Here is an 18,615-nt window from a genome sequence, read left to right on the forward strand (position 1 = left end):
TGTCGCGGTCGCTCGGAGCGGCCCGACGATCGGACCCTCAGTAATATCTTACGTAGTACCGTGCTGCCGCTGTCAAGCCGAGCCGTAGCCCCTCCACGGCCCGGGCGCGGCTCCAAGGGGCAGCGCCTTTCCTTCACCTGTTTGGTGAGTCGGGTCAGCGTGTTTCATTCCTGTGAACGCTAACAAGGGGCCTTCCCATCCGGGACGAACCTGTGGTTGACTCTCCGCCAGTCGCCGACGCTATGTGATCTGTGAAATATCACGTATCAGTCCTCGAAGCCTCAAGGAGAGCCAGCCGTGCCCGGCACGACCGCCCAGACGCCCCGAGAGCCAACCCCTAGCCCGCCCCTGCCCCACCTCTCGAGCCGGGCACCGGCCGCGGCATTCACGGGACCCCTCGGGCGACCGCTCGGCTCCGGCGCCGTGCGGCTCACGTCCGGCCTGCTCGCCGACTGGCAGCAGCGCAACCGGGAGGTGACGGTTCCGCACACGACCCGCGAGGTCGAACGTGCGGGAAACCTCGAGAACCTTCGCCGGCTCGCCGACGACACCGGCTCGGCGTACGCCGGGCGCTACCCGTTCCTCGACACCGACGTCTACAAGACCCTCGAGGGACTCGCCTACGTCATCGCCCAGACCGAGACCGACGCCGGAGACGACCTCCCGCAGGAGGCCGTCGAGGCCAGGCGGTTCTACGAGACGGCCGTCGACCTGGTGTCCCGCAGCCAGCGCGACGACGGTTACGTCGGCAGCGCCTTCCTCGGCACCGGCGCCCTGCGCGATCCGTGGTCGGACCTCGCCTGGGGGCACGAGATGTACAACCTCGGGCATCTGACCCAGGCCGCCGTGGCCGCCGCCCGCCAGCTCGGCGACACGCGGCTGCTCGACGTGGCTCGACGCTTCGCGGACCTCGTGGTGCGCCGCTACGGCGAGGACCGCGAGCCCGCGTACTGCGGCCATCCTGAGGTCGAGATGGCGCTCGTCGAGCTGTACCGCGAGACGGGTGACACGGCATACCTGCGCCAGGCCCGTCTCTTCGTCGACCGTCGCGGCAGCGGCGCCCTGGCGCACACGGTCTTCCCGCCCGACTACTTCCAGGACCATGTGCCGCTGCGGCAGCTGCCGTCCGTCACGGGCCATGCCGTGCGCATGGTCTACCTGGCGGCCGGCGCCACGGACGTCGCCGTCGAGACCGGCGACACCGACCTGCTCCTTCACCTGAGCGCCCTCTGGGACGACATGGTCGCCGCGAAGTCCTACCTCACCGGCGGGCTCGGCGCCCGGCACTCCGACGAGGCCTTCGGGGACCGCTACGAGCTGCCCTCGGAACGCGCCTACGCGGAGACGTGCGCGGCCATCGGTGCCATGCAGTGGGGTTGGCGGCTCTTCGTCGCGACCGGCCGCGCCGACGTCCTCGACACCGTCGAGCGCATCCTCTACAACGCGTACGCGGTCGGCCTGTCGCTCGCCGGCGACGCGTTCTTCTACGACAACCCGCTCCAGCGACGGCCCGACCACGAGCAGCGCTCGGGTGCCGAGTCCGGGGGAGAGCCCCTGCGGCGGGCGTGGTTCGGGTGCGCGTGCTGCCCGCCGAACGTCGTGCGCTGGATGGCCCAGCTCCAGGACCACGTCGCCGTCGCCGACGAGACGTCGCTGACGCTCGGCCTCCTCACCGCGGGCGTCATCGAGAGCCCGGCCCTCGACGTCGAGGTGCGTACCGCGTACCCGTTCGACGGGGACGTCGAGATCACCGTGCTCCGGACCACGGACGGACCCGCCACCCTCACGGTGCGGGTGCCGGGATGGGCGAGCGGGGCCCGGATCGAGGTCGCCGGGGCCGCCCCCACGCCGGCCCCTCCCGGCTGGGCACGCGTCGAACGCCGCTGGAGTGAGGGCGAACGCGTCCGGCTCACCCTGCCGATGCGGGTGCGCGTCGTCGGCTCCCATCCGTACGTCGACGCCACCCGGGGGGCGGCCGCCGTTCTGCGCGGACCAGTCGTGCACTGCGTCGAGCAGCATGACGCGCCCGCACCGGTCGACGACCTCGTCCTCGTCGGCGCCCGCGAGGTGACCCCTCCGGGCACCGACGACCCCGTGCTGCGTCACGCCGTCGATGGCCTCGTCACCGTGCGGGTCCCCGTCGCCGACGACCCCTACCCCGACCTCGCCCCCTATCCCGACCCCTATCCCGACCTCGACCCCGACCGCGAGGTCGAGCCGGGCGCACCGGCCACCGCCACGGCGCCCGACGTCGTCGCCATCCCTCTCGTCCCGTACTTCCTGTGGGGCAACCGCGGGCCCGCCGCCATGCGGGTCTGGTTGCGGCGCAGCTGATCCCGCCCTCGCCCTCCTCGCCGAACCGTGCGTCGAGGGGTCGCCCCCGACCCCGACCGAACCCCACCACCTTCCGGAAGGCCACCATGAAACGCCACCTCACGACCACCCTGGCCCTCGCCACGACAGCGGCCCTCGCGCTCGGCGCCTGCAACGGCGGCGGCGCCACGAGCGGACGGACCGGCGCGGCCGCCGTAGACTTCGCCGCGACCCCTGCCAAGGGCGGCACGGTCGAGGTCCTCCAGAACGCAGACTTCTCCTACCTCGACCCGGCCCGCGGCTGGGACGGCGGCGTCAACAACTTCTACCGCCTCGTGTACCGCACGCTCACGACGCCGGCACCGGGCAACGCGAAGGACCCCAACGCGATCGTGCCCGACCTCGCGACCGGCCTCGGCACGCCGTCCGACGGCGGCAAGACGTGGACGTACACCCTCAAGGACGGCCTGGCGTTCGAGGACGGCACGCCGATCACCTCGGCGGAGGTGAAGTTCGGCATCTCCCGGGCGTGGGACCCGGAGATCGGCATCGGGTCGCCGTACGCGAAGAACGTCATCGCCGCACCACACGGGTATGCCGGGCCGTACCGTTCTGGGGACCTCCCCACGATCGAGACGCCCGACGCGACGACGATCGTCTTCCACCTCAAGAAGCCGTTCCCGGAGTTCGATGCCGTCGTCGGCCAGGTCAACATGACGCCCTTCCCGAAGGGCAGCGGCGCCGGCGACTCCTTCATCAAGAAGATCATCGCGTCGGGGCCGTACAAGCTCGCCGCCTACACGCCGGGCAGCCTCATCCAGCTCGAGCGCAACCCCAAGTGGGACCCGGCAACCGACCAGGTGCGCACCGCGAAGCCCGACGCGTGGCGCTTCACCATGGGGCTCGACCCGGCGACCATCGACGAGCGGCTCCTCGCCGGGCAGGGCACCGACGCCAACGCGATCGCCGGCACGATCCAGGCCTCGACGCTGCCGCGACTGCAGGCCCCGCAGTACAAGGACCGGGTGCTGCGCATGTCCGGCATCTGCACGACGTACATGTCGCTCAACACGACCAAGAAGCCCCTCGACGACGTCCGGGTGCGCCAGGCGATCAACTACGCCGTCGACAAGGCCGCGGTGCAGAACGCGACCGGCGGCACCCAGCTCGCCACGATTGCGACGACGGTCGTGCCGACGACCGTCGCCGGCCACAAGGACTACGACCTCTACCCGAGCCCGGGCCACAAGGGCGACGCCGAGGCGGCCAAGAAGCTGCTCGCCGAGGCCGGGCAGTCCCAGGGCTTCTCGATGGTCCTCGACATCCGGTCCCAGCCGAAGATGCAGAAGCAGGCGGAGGCGATCCAGCAGTCGCTCAAGCCGATCGGCATCGACGTGAAGCTCAACGTCATCGACACCTCCAAGTACTACGAGACGATCGGGACGCGTTCCCAGCAGCACGATGCGGCGATCACCGGCTGGTGCCCCGACTGGGCGTCGTCGGCCGCGACGTTCATCCCGCCGCTCTTCTACGGTCCGACCATCACCGACAAGGGCAACCCGAACCTGGCGCAGCTCGACGACCCGGCCATCAACAAGCGCATCGACGAGGTCGGCGCCATGACCGACCTCGCGGCCGCGAACCGGCAGTGGGGCGAGCTCGACGAGCAGGTCATGAAGCTCGCCCCGATCGTCCCGCTCAACGTCGAGCAGGCCGTGTACCTGCCGGGCCGCAACGTCGCCGGCCTCTTCGCCTCCCCGGGTGCCGCGACCGGTGGCATCGACTTCGTCCTCGTCGGGCTGCGCGACCCCGACGAGAGCTGACCATGACGATCGCCCCGACCGAGCTCGAGCGCGAGCGGCCCCCGGCGGGGGCGGGTGGCGCGGCCGACCTGGCCGCGCCACCCCTGCAGCCGTCGGGCGGGCGCGTCCTGCGCGCCCTGCGCCACGACGTCGGCGCCGTCCTCTCGGCCTCCTACATCGGTCTGGTCGTGCTCATGGCCGTCCTCGCCCCGCTCATCGTGACGGTGAGCGGCTGGTCGCCCTACGAGTTCGACCAGTCGGCCATCGACCCGAACCTCGGCGGCGTGCCGGTCGGCGCGTGGGGCGGGATGGGCGGGACGCACTGGTTCGGTGTCGAACCCGGCAGCGGCCGCGACATCTTCGCGCGGATCGTCTACGGCGCCCGGGTGTCCATGACGATCGCGCTCGCAGCCACCGCGCTGACAACCGTCCTCGGCGTCACGTTCGGGTTGCTGGCCGGCTACTTCGGCGGCCGGGTCGACCAGGTGATCTCGCGCGTCATGGACTTCCTCATGGCCTTCCCGGCGCTCATCTTCATGATCGCCGTGCTGTCGGCCCTGCCGGCGGGCAACCGAAGCGCGTTGCTCGTCGTCGTCATCTCGGTCTTCGGCTGGCCGTACCTGGCCCGGATCGTCCGGGGGCAGACGATGTCGATCGCGCGGCGCGAGTTCGTCGAGGCGGCGCAGGCGTCCGGGGCGTCGGGAGCCGCCGTCGTCTTCCGCGAGATCCTGCCCAACCTGCGCTCCACGATCATCGTCATGGTGACGCTCGCGGTGCCGGGTTACATCGGCACCGAGGCCGGCCTGTCCTTCCTCGGCGTCGGCGTCGTGCCGCCGGAGCCGTCTTGGGGCCAGATGATCGCCAGCTCGGTGACGTGGTACTCGGTCGTGCCGACGTACTTCGCCATCCCGGGCCTGTTCCTGTTCCTGCTCGTGCTGTCGTTCACCGTCCTCGGCGACCGGCTCCGAGCCGTCATCGACATCGGGGAGGCCCGCTGATGCCCCGCTACCTCGTCGGGAGGCTCGCCGCGATGGTCGGCGTCCTGCTGCTCGTGTGCCTGTTCACGTATGCCGTGTTCTTCCTCCTGTCGCCCGACCCCGCCGTGCAGGTGTGCGGCAAGAACTGCACCCCGGAGCGGATCGACCAGATCCGGGCGAACCTCGGGCTGGACCGGCCGTTCTGGACGCAGTTCCTGACCTTCCTCGGCGGTCTCGTCGCCGGCCGGACCTACGGCGAGGGCGCCGGGGCCGTGGAGTGCGCGGCGCCCTGCCTCGGCTACTCGTTCCAGTCGAGCCAGTCCGTCACCGACATGATCGGACAGCGCCTGCCGGTCTCGGCGACGATCGCGGTCGGCGCGGCCGTGCTGTGGCTCCTCGTCGGGGTCGTCAGCGGCCTGGTCGGGGCCGTGAAGCAGGGCACCTGGGTCGACCGCGTCCTCACCGGCCTGACGCTCGGTGGGTTGTCGATCCCGAACTACGTGCTCGCCCTCGTGCTGCAGTACGTGCTGGTGGTGCAGCTGCAGTGGCTGCCGTTCCCGCAGGCCGTGCCCTTCGGGGAGGACCCCGGGCGCTGGTTCCTCAACTTCGTGATGCCGTGGATCGTCCTCGCCGTCGGGTACGCCGCGGCCTACACCCGGCTGACCCGTGCCAACGTCATCGACACACTCCAGGAGAACTTCCTGCGCACGGCCCGTGCCAAGGGGCTGGCGCCGCGGCTCGTGTGGCGTCGCCACGCCCTACGGCCCGCGCTGACGCCCGTCGTCACCGTCTTCGGGATGGACTTCGCCGGCCTGCTCGGCGGGGCCCTCATCACCGAGACGGTCTTCGGTCTCAACGGCGTCGGCAAGATGGCCGCGGACTCGATCGCGAAGAACGACCAGCCCGTCATCATGGGCGTCACGCTGCTCGCGGCCTTCTTCGTCGTCGTGGGCAACGTCGTCGTCGACGTCGTCTACACGGTCATCGACCCGAGGGTGCGGGTGGCGGCATGAGCGCCACCCAGCGTACGGACGCGTCGGCTTTCCTCGACGTGCGCGACCTCACCGTGTCGTTCCCGACCTCGACCGGACACACCGACGTCGTCTCGCACCTCGACCTGACCCTCGACGCCGGCGGGGCGCTCGGGGTCGTCGGCGAGTCGGGCTCGGGCAAGAGCCTCACGAGCCTCGCGATCATGGGACTGCTGCCGCCGTCGGCGAAACGGGCGGGACGCGTTCTCCTCGGCGGCGACGACCTCACCGCGATGTCCGAGCCGCAGCTGCGCCGGATCCGCGGCGATCGCGTCGCCATGGTGTTCCAGGACCCGCTGTCGTCGCTCAACCCGTACTACACGGTCGGGGCGCAGATCGAGGAGGCGTACTGCTCGCACCGCCGGGGCGTGACGCGGCGACAGGCGCGCACGGTCGCGGTCGCGGCGATGGAGCGCGTCCACATCAAGGATGCCGCGCGGCGCGTCGACGACTACCCGCACCAGTTCTCGGGCGGCATGCGCCAGCGCGTCATGATCGCGATGGCCCTGTCGACCGAGCCCGAGCTGCTCATCGCCGACGAGCCGACCACAGCGCTCGACGTGACGGTCCAGGCTCAGATCCTCGACCTGCTCCAGGAGATCCGGCGGGACACCGGGCTCGCGCTCGTGCTCATTACGCACGACCTCGCCGTCGTCAGCGAGCTCGCCGAGCAGGTCGTCGTCATGCGACGCGGGGAGTGCGTCGAGCGGGGACCGGTCGAGGCGATCTTCAGTGACCCGCAGCATGCCTACACCCGGGACCTGCTCGACGCCGTGCCCCGGATCGACGACGAGATCGCGGCCCTGCGCCCGGTCGGCGCGACAGGAGGACGAGCGTGACACAGACGCCGACCAGCAGTGCGACCCGGACCGCCCCGGGCGCCGGGACCGAGCGGGCCGGTCAGCGCTCCGAACGCCGCCCGGCTCCGGCGCCGCTGTTGCGCGCCGACCACCTCGTCAAGGAGTTCCCGGTGGCCGGCTCGGGTGGCTTGGTCAGCCGGGGCCGCAGCTTCCGGGCCGTCGACGACGTGAGCCTCACGGTCGCGCCGGGGGAGACGCTGGCCCTCGTCGGAGAGTCCGGGTCCGGAAAGTCGACGACGGCCCGGCTCGTCGCCCGGCTCCTCGACCCGACCTCGGGCAGCGTGACCTTCGACGGGGAGGACGTCACGGCATTGAGCGGCCGCGCCCTCCACGCGTTCCGCAGCGAGGTCCAGGTGGTCTTCCAGGACCCGTACTCCTCGCTCAACCCGCGCCACACCGTCGAACGCATCGTCACCGCGCCGCTCGTCTACCAGGGTCGCAGACCGTCCGGTGGGTCGCGGGCCTTCACCCAGGCGTTGATGGAGCGGGTCGGCTTAGACCCGATGCAGTGGCAGCGCCACCCGGCACAGTTCTCCGGCGGTCAGGCGCAGCGCATCGGCATCGCCCGGGCGCTCGCCGTCGGCCCCCGTCTCGTCGTCTGCGACGAGGCGGTGTCGGCCCTCGACGTGTCGGTGCAGGCCCAGATCATCAACCTCCTGCGCGACCTCCAGCGGGAGGAGGGCTTCAGCTACCTCTTCATCGCGCACGACCTCGCCGTCGTGCGGCAGATCGCGAACCGGGTGGCCGTCATGTGCGGCGGCCGGGTCGTCGAGGAGGGGGACCGGGACACCGTGTTCGAGTCGCCTCGGCACGAGTACACGCGGACGCTGCTCGCCGCGGTTCCGCGGATCCGGCCCGAGTGGGAGGCTGCCCGACGAGCGCGAGCCACCGAGCGCGCCGCGAGCACGCACCCGCCCCACCCCGCCGAAGGAGCGTGACCTCCGTGTCACAGCCGACCGAGTACCACCTGCCCGGACTGCACGCCCGCGAGCAGCGGGTCGCCGTTCCCCTCGACTGGGGCGACCCCGACGGCGGCGCGTCGATCGAGGTCTTCGTCCGCGAGCTCGTCGACCCGGAGAAGCGCGGCGACGACCTGCCGCTGCTCGTGTACCTCCAGGGCGGACCGGGCGGCGAGTGCCCGCGTCCCGTAGACCGAAGCGGCTGGCTCGACGAGGCGCTGGAGACGTACCGCGTCGTCCTCGCCGACCAGCGCGGCACCGGCCGCAGCACCCCGCTCGAGGGGGCCGACCTCGCGGCCTTCCCCGACGTCGCGGCAGCCGGCGACCACCTGGCCCGGTTCCGCGCCGACTCGATCGTGCGCGACCTCGAGCACGTGCGCAGGACCGTGTACGGCGGGCAGAGGTGGACCACGTTCGCGCAGAGCTACGGCGGCTGGATCACCTTCGCCTACCTCAGCCACGCGCCCGAGGGGCTGTCGGCGTGCTACGTCGCGGGCGGCGTACCCGGCACCCCGGCGAGCGCCGCCGAGGTCTACCGGCGCACCTTCACGCGGGTCGAGGCCAAGACGGCCGAGTACTACCGACGCTTTCCCCAGGACGTCGACGCCGTCGCCGCCGTCGCCGACCGTCTCGACGAGGGTGACGTCCGGCTGCCCGACGGCGACACGCTCACCGTGCACCGATTCCAGTCCCTGGGCATCGACCTCGGCATGAAACCCGGTTTCGAGCGGCTGCACTGGCTCGTCGAGAAGGCGTTCACCCGGCCGGGACGGCTCGGGACCGGCTTCCTCGCCGAGTGCCTGAACCGCACGTCGTCCGCGGCGAACCCGCTGTTCTGGACGCTCCAGGAGTCCATCTACGGCGACGGCGACAACGGGCCCACCGGCTGGGCCGCGCAGCAGGAGCGGGACCGCAGGCCGCAGTTCGATCCCGAACGGCGACCGCTGCTCTTCACGGGCGAGATGGCCTTCCCGTGGATGTTCGAGCAGGTGCGGCTGCTGCGGCCCTTCGCCGCCGCCGTCCATGAGCTCGCCTCGAGGCCGCGGTGGTCACGGCTCTACGACCTCGAGCGGCTCGCCGCCAACGAGGTCCCGGTGGCGGCCGCCGTCTACTACGACGACATGTTCGTCGACGCCCGGCTCCAGCTCGACACGCTCTCGCGCGTCGGCTCGTCGCAGGCCTGGGTGACCAACGAGCTCGAGCACGACGGCATCGGCAGCGGCCGGGTGCTGACGCACCTGCGCGAGCTGGTGCGCGACCGAGGAGGAGAACGACGATGACCACGACGACGCGTCCCCCGTATGCCGGGACCCGGCCACCGCGACTGCACGAGGCCCCGGGCTTCGCCGACTCGATCGGGCTCGGGTGGGCCACTCAACGCGTGGAGCCCGCCCTTCCCGAGGGCGCCGGGGCCGCGGCCGCGGAGCACCGCCGGCGTCTCGGCGAGCGAGTCGCCGGGCACGACGTCGTCGTCTCGGCGGGGGTCGCCCCCGTGCGCAACGGTGACGCCGCGTACGCCTTCCGCCCGGACAGCGACTTCGTCTGGCTCACGGGCTGCCAGGTGGAGGGTGCGACCCTCGTCCTCCGGGCCTCACCGAAAGGCCACGACGCCACGCTCTACGTCCCGCCGCCGGCGCCTCCGGGTGACCCGGGCTTCTACGGCAACGCCCTGCACGGTGAGCTGTGGGTCGGGCCCTCGCCGGGCCTCGAGGCGTGGAGCGAGGTGCTGGGACTGGACGTCGTCCCCGTGGCCGACCTGGCCGCTGCGCTCGACCGGTGCCGGGGTGCCTGGGCGACGCCGAGCGTCGACCGCGACGTCGTCACCACCCACGGGCTCAGCCTCGACGGCCGGCTCCCCGCCGCCTTGTCGGACCTGCGGATGGTCAAGGACGCCTGGGAGGTCCAGCAGCTGCGTCGAGCCGTCGACGACACGGTCACCGGCTTCGCGGCCGTCATGGCCGAGGTGCCCGCCGCCGTGGAGGGGCTCGGGGAGCGCTGGCTCCAGGGCACGTTCGACCGGCACGCGCGCACCCACGGCAACGGGCCCGGCTACTCGAGCATCGTCGGCTCCGGCCCCCACGCGCCGACGCTGCACTGGGTGCGCTGCGACGGGCCCGTCCTTCCCGACGCGCCCCTGCTGCTCGACCTCGGCGTCGAGGCGCGAAGCCTCTACACGGCCGACGTCACCCGCACCGTCCCGCCCTCGGGCCGCTTCTCGCCCGTGCAACGCGAGGTCCACGACCTCGTGGAGCGTGCCCACCGGGCCGGCATGGCCCAGGTGCGACCGGGCGTCCAGTACACCGACTTCCACTTCGCCGCCATGGAGGTCATCGCGCGCGGCCTGCAGGACTGGGGTCTGCTCGACGTCTCCGTCGACGAGGCGTTGTCGCCCACAGGGCAGCAGCACCGTCGCTACATCGTGTGCGGCATCGGGCACCACCTCGGTCTCGACGTCCACGACTGCGCCTCGTCGGCGTACGAGCAGTACATGGGGGCGCCGCTCCGGCCGGGCATGGTCATGACGGTCGAGCCCGGCCTGTACTTCCACGCGAACGACGTCACCCTGCCGCCGGAGCTGCGGGGCATCGGCATCCGTTTGGAGGACGACCTGCTCGTGACGGGCGACGGGCACGCGGTCCTCTCCGACGGCCTGCCGATCGACGCGGCCGGCATCGAGAAGTGGGCGGTCGAGCACTCGCGAGCAGGGGCGTGACGCGGCACGGTCGGCCGGCGACCCTGCACCGGCGCACTCCGGTGCCCACGGCGGTGACGGGCCCACCCGGCCGCTGCCGGAGGCTCCGGCCCCCCGGGTGCCGCGTCATGACGGGGGTGCACTCAAGTAGGCTGGGCGCCGCTCGGATGGGGAGTCGGGCTCCCTCTCGTGACACCCGACGACAAGGACGCCAGTGTGGACATGACCCCTGACCCCAGGCCGGCGGTCAGCGTGATCATGCCGTTGCTCAATGAGGAACGGCACCTGCGTGACGCCGTCGCGATGATCCTCAAGCAGGACTACGCCGGTCCGCTCGAGGTCGTGCTCGCGCTCGGTCCGTCCGCCGACCGCACCGACGAGGTCGCGGCCGACGTCGCCGCCTCCGACCCGCGGGTCCGCCTCGTCTCGAACCCGTCGGGTCGCACGCCCGACGGCCTCAACGCGGCCATCGGCGCCTCGACGGGCGAGGTCATCGTGCGCGTCGACGGCCACGCCGAGATCCCGAACGACTACATCACCGTCGCCGTCACCGAGCTGCTCCGGGTCGGTGCCGACAACGTCGGCGGCATCATGGACGCGCGCGGCACGAGCCCGTTCGAGCGCGCCGTGGCCTGCGCCATGCGCAGCCCCATCGGCGTCGGGAGCTCGCGCTTCCACACCGGCGGCGAGGCCGGCGACGCCGACACCGTCTACCTCGGCGTGTTCCGTCGCAGCGCTCTCGAGCGGGTCGGCGGCTACGACGCCCACTTCGCGCGGGCCCAGGACTGGGAGATGAACCACCGCATCCGCGAGACCGGCGGCAAGGTCTGGTTCACGCCCGACCTCAAGGTCACGTACCGACCCCGGGCCTCGGTGTCGGCCCTCGCCCGCCAGTACTTCCACTACGGCCGGTGGCGCCGGGTCGTCTCGCGCCACCACGAGGGCACGATCAACCTGCGCTACCTCGCACCGCCGACCATGGTCGGGGTGACGACGGCGGCGACCCTGCTCGGCATCGCCTGGCCCCCGGCGTGGGTCGTCCCCGCCGCATACGCCCTCGGGGTGACCGCCGGTGGGCTCGCCATCAGCCGGGGCGAGGCCGCATCCACGAGGGCGGCGACCCCTCTCGTCCTCGCGACGATGCACTGGTCGTGGGGCATAGGGTTCCTGACGAGCCCGGGCAGCCTCAAGCGCTGAGCGCGGGTAGGAGCGGGACAGTCCCTCGGGCTGCCCGCACGAAGAACCGCGACGACGCGACGTCGGCGCGCACGGAAAGGTACGGCGAACGGTGCTCGACAACGCGAAGGTGCTGGGCAAGCTGGCCCGGCAGTGGGTCCGGCGACAGGTGGCCAAGCGCAGGCTGACCGAGCGCCTCGCGCGCACCGGCCTCCAGCCGGGCACCGACGGGCCCTTCCGGTGCGCCGTCTACTTCTCCGACGAGCCGGTGAACCTCTACCAGATCCGGCAGTGGTACGCCCCGCTGCAGGAGCTCGCGAAGACGCAGCCCGTCGTCGTCGTCTCCCGGATGCCGGAGACGACGAGCATCCTGCTCGACGAGTGCCCGCTGCCGGTCTTCCACGGTCCGCGGGTCACCGACATCGAGGGGTTCATGGCGGACCACCAGATCGGCCTCGTGCTCTACGTCAACCAGAACGTCCGCAACTTCCAGATGCTGCGCTTCGCCGAGCCGGCCCACGTGTTCGTCAGCCACGGCGAGAGCGACAAGTCGTACATGGCCTCCAACCAGCTCAAGGCCTACGACCGCGTCTTCATCGCCGGTCCGGCGGCCGCCGAGCGGCTCGAAGGAGCACTCGTCGACTTCGACGTCGCGACCCGCGCCGTCCAGATCGGGCGCCCGCAGGCGGACGTCACCTACGACGCGCCCTCGCTGCCCGACGACGGACGTACGACGGTCCTCTACGCCCCCACGTGGGAGGGTGACCGTCGCAGCATGGCCTACGGCTCGATCGCGACCCACGGCGCAGCCCTGCTGACCGGCCTGCTCGCCGACCGCCGCTTCCGCGTGGTCTACCGACCGCACCCGCGCTCGGGGGCGTTCGACCCGGCGTACGGCACGGCGTCGGCTCACCTGGCCCGCCTCGTCGCCGAGGCCAACCAGGTGGACCCGACGGCCGCGCACCTCGTCGACACCGAGACGGCGTTCGGCTGGCACCTCGCCCGCCTCGACGCGTGCGTCACCGACATCTCGGCGGTCGCGCTCGACTGGCTCGCGACGGGCAAACCGCTCGTGCTGACCCAGCCCGCGAGCCCGTACGCCGACGTCGAGCCGACGCGCCTCAACACGAGCGTGCCGATGGTCGCAGCCGCGCAGGCGCGCGACGTCGTCGGCGTCCTCGACGACGCCATGTCGGCACCCGAGGACGCCCGCGCCGAGGTGGTGCGGCACTACTTCGGGGACACGACGCCGGGGGCCGCGACGGCCCGTTTCGTGAAGGCCTCGACCGACCTCATCGAGGCACGTGTGGACCGCGCGGTGAAGCAGAGCTGACCTCGTCCGCGCCCCGTCGGGCCGCGTGCAGTGCACACGGCCCTGGACGCGGCACTCGGCATGCACCCCTAGACTTCGGCGAGACCGGGCGGGGGACCGCCCAGCCCGGCCCTGGATGCAGAGGCCCCGAGCACGAAGGAGAAGGTGGTCTGCGCGCATGATCGGCGTGTCCCAGTTCAACGGCCTGCTGGCCAAACGTCAGGTGCTGCGCACCCTGGTGGAGCGTGACCTCAGGGTCCGCTACGCAGGCAGCGTGCTCGGCTACGTCTGGACGGTGCTCGACCCGCTGCTCATGGCGCTCGTCTACTTCATCGTCTTCACGCTGATCTTCCAGGCGCGCCAGACGGGCAACCAGCCCTACTTCCTGCACCTCGTGACAGGTCTGTTCCTCTGGCAGTGGTTCGCCTCGAACATGTCGGAGACCTCGCGGGCGCTGTTGTCGGAGTCGCGGCTCGTGCGCTCGGCCAACCTGCCGCGCGAGCTGTGGGTCGTGCGGGTCGTGCTCGCCAAGGGCATCGAGTTCATCCTGACCCTGCCGGTGATCATCGCGTTCACGGCGTACTACCTCATCACCGGTGAGACGAAGCTGCACTGGACGCTCGTGATGATCCCCGTCGCGCTCGTGCTGACCTTCCTGCTCTCGGTGGGCATCGGCATGATTCTCGCGCCGATCACGGTGCTCGTCACCGACATGGCCCGCGTCGTGCGCATCGCGCTGCGTCTCGGCTTCTACGCCACGCCCGTGCTGTACAGCGCCGACATGGCGCCGGGCACGCTCCAGACGGTCCTGGCCCTCAACCCGATGAGCGGCATCCTCGAGCTGTTCCGTTCGGGCTTCTTCCGGGGCGAGATGAACCTGCTGTCCGTGGCGTCGGCGTGCGTCCTCACCGTGATCCTGCTCCTCATCGGGGCGTTCGTCTTCAAGCGGCTCGAGCCGGCCGTGCTCAAGGAGATCTGATGGCCAAGCCGGTGATCGAGGTCCGGGACCTGGGGATCGAGTTCTACCGCACCAGGCGTCGGCGGATGTCGTTGCGCGAGATGGTCTTCAAGGGCCAGAGCGGGGCGACGACCGAGACCTTCTGGGCGCTGCGTGACATCTCGTTCGACGTGCAGCGCGGCGAGGCCGTGGGTCTCGTCGGCGGCAACGGCAGCGGCAAGAGCACACTCCTCAAGATGATCGCGGGCGTCATGCTGCCCGACTCGGGCTACGCCAGGGTGCGTGGCGGCGTCGCTCCGCTCATCGAGCTGACCGGGGGGTTCCTCGGTGAGCTCACCGCCCGCGAGAACGTCTACCTCGCGGCGGGCCTGCACGGCCTGACGAAGCGGCAGATCGACGAGCGGTACGACGAGATCGTCGACTTCGCGGGGCCGCAGGTCCAGGCCGGCATGGACATGCCCTTCCGGCACTTCAGCTCCGGTATGCAGGTCCGCATCGCGTTCGCGCTCATCACGACGCTCGACCAGCCGGTCGTCCTCGTCGACGAGGTGCTGGCGGTCGGCGACCGCACCTTCCGCGAGAAGTGCTACACCCGCATGGACTCGATGCTCTCGGGCGGCAAGACGCTCTTCCTCGTGTCGCACAGCGAGCCGGACCTGCGGCGCTTCTCCGAGCGTGGTCTCTACCTGCGCTCGGGTGAGCTCAAGGGCGACGGGCCCATCGGCGAGGTGATCGCCCAGTACAACGCCGACGCCGACGCGGACGCCGCTTCGTGAGGCTCGACGAGCGCCCGCTGGTCGGCGACGCTCGTGCCCGCGCCCTGCAGGGCCGGTCCGCCGGCGGTGACCTCGTCGTCCTCGGCGGCCACCCGGCCAGCGACCTCCTCGAGTCCCTGGAGCCGTTCGGCCTCACCCGGGTGAGTGGCGCGGGCGAGACGCCCGACGTCCCGAACGCGCTGCTTGCCGCGGCCGACGCGGCGGGCGCGCCCGCCGCCGCCGGACCGCTCGTCCTCGTGAGCCACGACGTGCGGGTCAGCCCGGTCGCGCTCCTCGACGTCCTCGACGCCCCGCGCGACGTGACTGGGGCCGCCGTCGTCGACGGCCCGGTCCGCGACCTGCGCGGCGACCGTGCAGACCACGTCGAGGGCGGGCTAGCGCCGGTCCGCCTGGACGGGGCTCCCCGACGGGTCGCGTCCGTCGGCACCGTGCGCCACGTCGTCAGCAACCCGACGGCGTATGCCGTGGGCGTGCTCCGCGTCGCCCGTCGCGACCGCGCCCACGTCGCCGAGCTGCTCCGTGCTGCCGCAACGAGCGAGTCCGCGCGCGAGCCCGGCATGCAGGCCTTCGAGCTCGCGCTCCTCGCCGTCGTGCGCGACGCGGCGGTCCGCGTGCTCGCGGTGCCGCTGCCGCACGCCACCGTCGAGCGCGGCCACGAGCAGCGGCCGGGCTCGCCAGGCTCGTCGTGGCAGCAACGACTGCGGGCGGCTTCGCGCGGCAACGACGGGGTCTTCTCGACGCACGCGATCCGTCCGCTGTCGCGCCGCCTCACGGCATACGGCCTGGGGCGGGGCTGGAGCCCCAACGTCGTGACGCTCGTGAGCCTCCTGCTCGGGCTCGCCGCGTGCGGGCTCGCCGCCGTCGACGTGCGGTGGGCCTGGCTGCTCGCGGCGGTGCTGCTCCAGGCCTCGCTCGTCGTCGACTGCGTCGACGGCGAGATCGCCAGGTTCACCCGCCGCTACAGCGCCGTCGGAGGCTGGCTCGACGCGGTGAGCGACCGCGTCAAGGAGTTCACGATGGTGGCGGCCGTCGCATGGGTCTCGGCGCGGCGCGGGGACGACCTGTGGTGGCTCGCGATCGTCGTGCTGACGCTGCTGGCCGTGCGGCACGCCGAAGACTTCGCCTACGCGATGCGCCAGCACGCCGGCGCCACGCGGCCACCCACCTCCCTGGCGCTGGACGTGCCGGGTGACGGCGGCCCCCAGGGCGCGCGCACGTCCGTGCCCACCGCACCGAGCCGACGGGCCCGTCTGGTGCGGGACGTCAAGCAGGTGCTGCACCTGCCGATCGCCGAGCGCTATCTCGTCATGTCCGTGGGGCTGCTGGCCTTCAGCCCCTCCTTCCTGCTCTACGCGCTGGGGACCGCCTCAGCCATCGCCCTGGCCTGGACGCAGGTCGGACGGCTCGCCAAGGCCCTCGCCTCGCGCGACGGCTTCCGCGCCGACCGGCCCGATCCCACGCTGGAGAACCTGGTCGACCTCGCCGTCGTGCCCCGGCCGACCGGCCGCAGCCGGCTGGCCTGGCAGGTGCCCGGCCTCCTCATCACGGTCGAGGCGGCGGCTCTGCTCCTCGCGGCCGGCGGTGACCCCGCGGCGGGGGCGGCCGCGTACGCCTGGCTCACCGCCGTGTGCTGGCACGTCTACGACAACGTCTACCGGCTGCGCGAGACCGGCCGCGGGGCGCCGCTCCGCCTCGTCCGGGCGACGCTCGGCATCGAGGGCCGAGTCGTCCTCCTCGCCGTCATCGGCGGCTTCACCGACAGGCCGGCCGTGCCGCTCCTCGTCGGTGCGGTCCTGCTCCTCCTCGCGTATGCCGCCGAGTCGGCCCGCGCCTGGCGCGCCGCCCTGTGGCCCCCGCCGGCCGTGCGACGCGCGGGCACCGGTGCGGTGCCCGACATCGCGACGCGGCAGGATGGGCCCTCGTGACGCACGATCCGACGAACGACCGTCCCAGCCTCGCCGAGCTGCGCGCCGTGGCGCAGCCGCCCGAGCACATCGCGCGCTACAACGCGGAGCACTGGGCCGGGGCGCTCTACATCCGGCACCTGTCGGTGTACGCGACCCGCGCCCTCCTGCCGACGCACATCACACCCAACGGCGTCACGTGGCTGATGATCCTCACCGGCCTCCTCGGGGCGCTAGCCATCCCGTTCGGCGGACTCGTCGGACCGGTCGTCGCCGTCGTCGCCATGCAGCTGCAGATCCTGCTCGACTGCTCCGACGGCGAGGTCGCCCGCTGGCGGCAGCGCTTCTCGCCGGCCGGCATCTACCTCGACCGCATCGGCCACTACGTCACCGAGGGGGCCATCCCGGTGGCGCTGGGCCTGCGCGCCGACGGCTGGAGCCTGTCGGCCCCCGGTGACGTCGGCGGCTGGACCGTCCTCGGCCTGCTCGTCGCCGTCGGCGTCCTGCTCAACAAGGCGTTCACCGACCTCGTCCACGTGGCCCGCGCCAAGACCGGCCGGCCGCCGCTGGAGGACGTCGAGGGCACGGCCCGACCCAAGGCGTCGGGCATCGCGGCGCTGCGCCGGGCCTTCGACTACCTGCCGATCTTCCGCGCGTTCGTCGCCGTCGAGGCCTCGCTGCTCGCGCTCGTCGCGGCGGTCGTCGACACGGTGCACGGCGACCTGCTCGGCACCCAGGTGCTGGTCGTCGGCATGGTGCCGCTCATCGTCGTCACCGCCGGGGGGCACCTGCTGGGCGTGCTGGCCAGCTCGAGGCTCGAGTGACGGCCCGGCGCGTCGCGTCCGCACCACCAGCCGGGCCGCTCCCGGTGCTCCAGTGGGCCCAGGAGCACGGTGAGGTCGGCGGCGTGCGCACGAGTCACCACCAGCTCACGTCCGTCCTGCGCGCCGAGGGTCTCACCGTCGACTACGTCGACACCGGGTCGGCGAGGCGCGCGGCGGCGATGCTTCCCCGGTTGGCCCACCGCGCCGTGCACCTGCTCCACCTGACGCGCCTGTGGCGCGCGATGCTGCTCGCCCCGGCCTTCGCGCTCCTGCGCGGCCGCACGGTGCTCGTCCTGCACTCCGGTTCGACCGGTGGACAGGTCGCGCGGATGCCGTGGTGGCGGCGCCGGGCGCTCGTGCTGGCCCTGTATGCGTACGACGAGATCTGGGCTGTCAACGACGAGATCGGCACGATCCTGCCCGAGGCGCTGCGCTCCCGGGTCACGGTCGTCACGCCGTTCGACTCGTCGGCCGCCCCGGTGCCGAGCTCCGTGGAGCGCGAGCCGCACGCCCTCGCCCTGTCGACGAACGCCGGCCTGCCGCACTACAACGCCGACCTCGGCGTGGAGGTGACCCGGCTCGTGCGCGAGCGGTGGCCCGACGCGACCCTGACCGTCCTCGCCTACGGCAACGACACCCCGGCCGTCGAGGCCCTACGCCGACTCGCCGAGGTCGAGCCGTGGCTCACGGTCGCCTTCGACTCGAGCCCGGACGAGGTCTCGACCGCCCTGTCGCGGGTCGGCACGTTCCTGCGCCCGACGAGCTGGGACGGCGACTCGGTCATCGTCCGCGAGGCCCAGGCGGCGGGCGCGACCGTCGTCGCGAGCGACACGGCCCCCCGGCCGGCGGGCGTCGTCGTCGCGCCGCTCGACGCAGCGGCCATCGCAGCGGCCGTCATCGACGGAGGCGCGGTGAGCGACGGCAGCGGCCTGGCGCAGACCACGCTGGCCCAGGCCGTGCGGGCCGCCGAGGCCTCGGTGGCTCGTGGCTGAGCATCCCGACCGGTACCCTCGCTGAACGACGGGGTGGGT

At 72.2% G+C, this 18,615-nt stretch carries 15 protein-coding genes; all 15 read left to right on the forward strand.

The window, feature by feature from the left end; genetic code table 11:
* Window positions 1-297 precede the first annotated feature (297 nt).
* The 15 genes from H9I49_RS15550 to H9I49_RS15620 all read left to right on the forward strand — a co-directional run bounded on the left by H9I49_RS15550 (window position 298) and on the right by H9I49_RS15620 (window position 18,576).
* A complete protein-coding gene (locus H9I49_RS15550; RefSeq protein ID WP_223128800.1) occupies window positions 298-2,334 on the forward strand; it encodes a beta-L-arabinofuranosidase domain-containing protein in 2,037 nt (678 codons plus the stop codon).
* A gap of 86 nt (window positions 2,335-2,420) precedes the next feature.
* Complete coding sequence (locus H9I49_RS15555) at window positions 2,421-4,136, forward strand: ABC transporter substrate-binding protein (protein ID WP_188031317.1); 1,716 nt, start codon at window positions 2,421-2,423, stop codon at window positions 4,134-4,136.
* A 2-nt stretch (window positions 4,137-4,138) separates the two neighbouring features.
* A complete protein-coding gene (locus H9I49_RS15560) occupies window positions 4,139-5,113 on the forward strand; it encodes an ABC transporter permease (protein ID WP_188031318.1) in 975 nt (324 codons plus the stop codon).
* A complete protein-coding gene (locus H9I49_RS15565; protein WP_188031319.1) occupies window positions 5,113-6,105 on the forward strand; it encodes an ABC transporter permease in 993 nt (330 codons plus the stop codon). Before H9I49_RS15560 ends, H9I49_RS15565 begins: the two co-directional genes overlap by 1 nt.
* Entirely contained in the window at window positions 6,102-6,962 is an 861-nt protein-coding gene (locus tag H9I49_RS15570; RefSeq protein ID WP_188031320.1) for an ABC transporter ATP-binding protein, read from the forward strand. Before H9I49_RS15565 ends, H9I49_RS15570 begins: the two co-directional genes overlap by 4 nt.
* The gene (locus tag H9I49_RS15575; RefSeq protein WP_370587599.1) at window positions 6,959-7,921 is read left to right on the forward strand and encodes an ATP-binding cassette domain-containing protein; all 963 of its coding nucleotides are present in this window, start codon (window positions 6,959-6,961) and stop codon (window positions 7,919-7,921) included. Before H9I49_RS15570 ends, H9I49_RS15575 begins: the two co-directional genes overlap by 4 nt.
* 5 nt (window positions 7,922-7,926) lie before the next feature.
* A complete protein-coding gene (locus H9I49_RS15580; protein WP_370587600.1) occupies window positions 7,927-9,222 on the forward strand; it encodes an alpha/beta fold hydrolase in 1,296 nt (431 codons plus the stop codon).
* Window positions 9,219-10,655 carry an aminopeptidase P family protein gene (locus H9I49_RS15585; RefSeq protein ID WP_188031321.1) on the forward strand — a complete coding sequence of 479 codons (1,437 nt, stop codon included), beginning with the start codon at window positions 9,219-9,221 and terminating at the stop codon, window positions 10,653-10,655. Before H9I49_RS15580 ends, H9I49_RS15585 begins: the two co-directional genes overlap by 4 nt.
* A gap of 201 nt (window positions 10,656-10,856) precedes the next feature.
* Complete coding sequence (locus H9I49_RS15590; RefSeq protein ID WP_188031749.1) at window positions 10,857-11,831, forward strand: glycosyltransferase family 2 protein; 975 nt, start codon at window positions 10,857-10,859, stop codon at window positions 11,829-11,831.
* Between the two features lie 91 nt (window positions 11,832-11,922).
* On the forward strand, window positions 11,923-13,143 hold the full coding sequence (locus H9I49_RS15595; protein WP_188031322.1) for a CDP-glycerol glycerophosphotransferase family protein: 1,221 nt from the start codon (window positions 11,923-11,925) through the stop codon (window positions 13,141-13,143).
* A gap of 157 nt (window positions 13,144-13,300) precedes the next feature.
* On the forward strand, window positions 13,301-14,101 hold the full coding sequence (locus tag H9I49_RS15600) for an ABC transporter permease (protein WP_188031323.1): 801 nt from the start codon (window positions 13,301-13,303) through the stop codon (window positions 14,099-14,101).
* The gene (locus H9I49_RS15605; protein WP_188031324.1) at window positions 14,101-14,856 is read left to right on the forward strand and encodes an ABC transporter ATP-binding protein; all 756 of its coding nucleotides are present in this window, start codon (window positions 14,101-14,103) and stop codon (window positions 14,854-14,856) included. The genes H9I49_RS15600 and H9I49_RS15605 overlap by 1 nt, the downstream gene beginning before the upstream one ends.
* The gene (locus H9I49_RS15610; protein ID WP_188031325.1) at window positions 14,853-16,781 is read left to right on the forward strand and encodes a DUF5941 domain-containing protein; all 1,929 of its coding nucleotides are present in this window, start codon (window positions 14,853-14,855) and stop codon (window positions 16,779-16,781) included. Before H9I49_RS15605 ends, H9I49_RS15610 begins: the two co-directional genes overlap by 4 nt.
* Window positions 16,778-17,584: a CDP-alcohol phosphatidyltransferase family protein gene (locus H9I49_RS15615; RefSeq protein ID WP_188031326.1), complete on the forward strand. Its 807-nt coding sequence runs from the start codon at window positions 16,778-16,780 to the stop codon at window positions 17,582-17,584. Before H9I49_RS15610 ends, H9I49_RS15615 begins: the two co-directional genes overlap by 4 nt.
* Entirely contained in the window at window positions 17,581-18,576 is a 996-nt protein-coding gene (locus H9I49_RS15620; protein WP_188031327.1) for a glycosyltransferase, read from the forward strand. Before H9I49_RS15615 ends, H9I49_RS15620 begins: the two co-directional genes overlap by 4 nt.
* Window positions 18,577-18,615 lie beyond the last annotated feature (39 nt).

The organism is Terrabacter sp. MAHUQ-38 (assembly GCF_014518425.1).
Classification (GTDB): Bacteria; Actinomycetota; Actinomycetes; order Actinomycetales; family Dermatophilaceae; genus Terrabacter.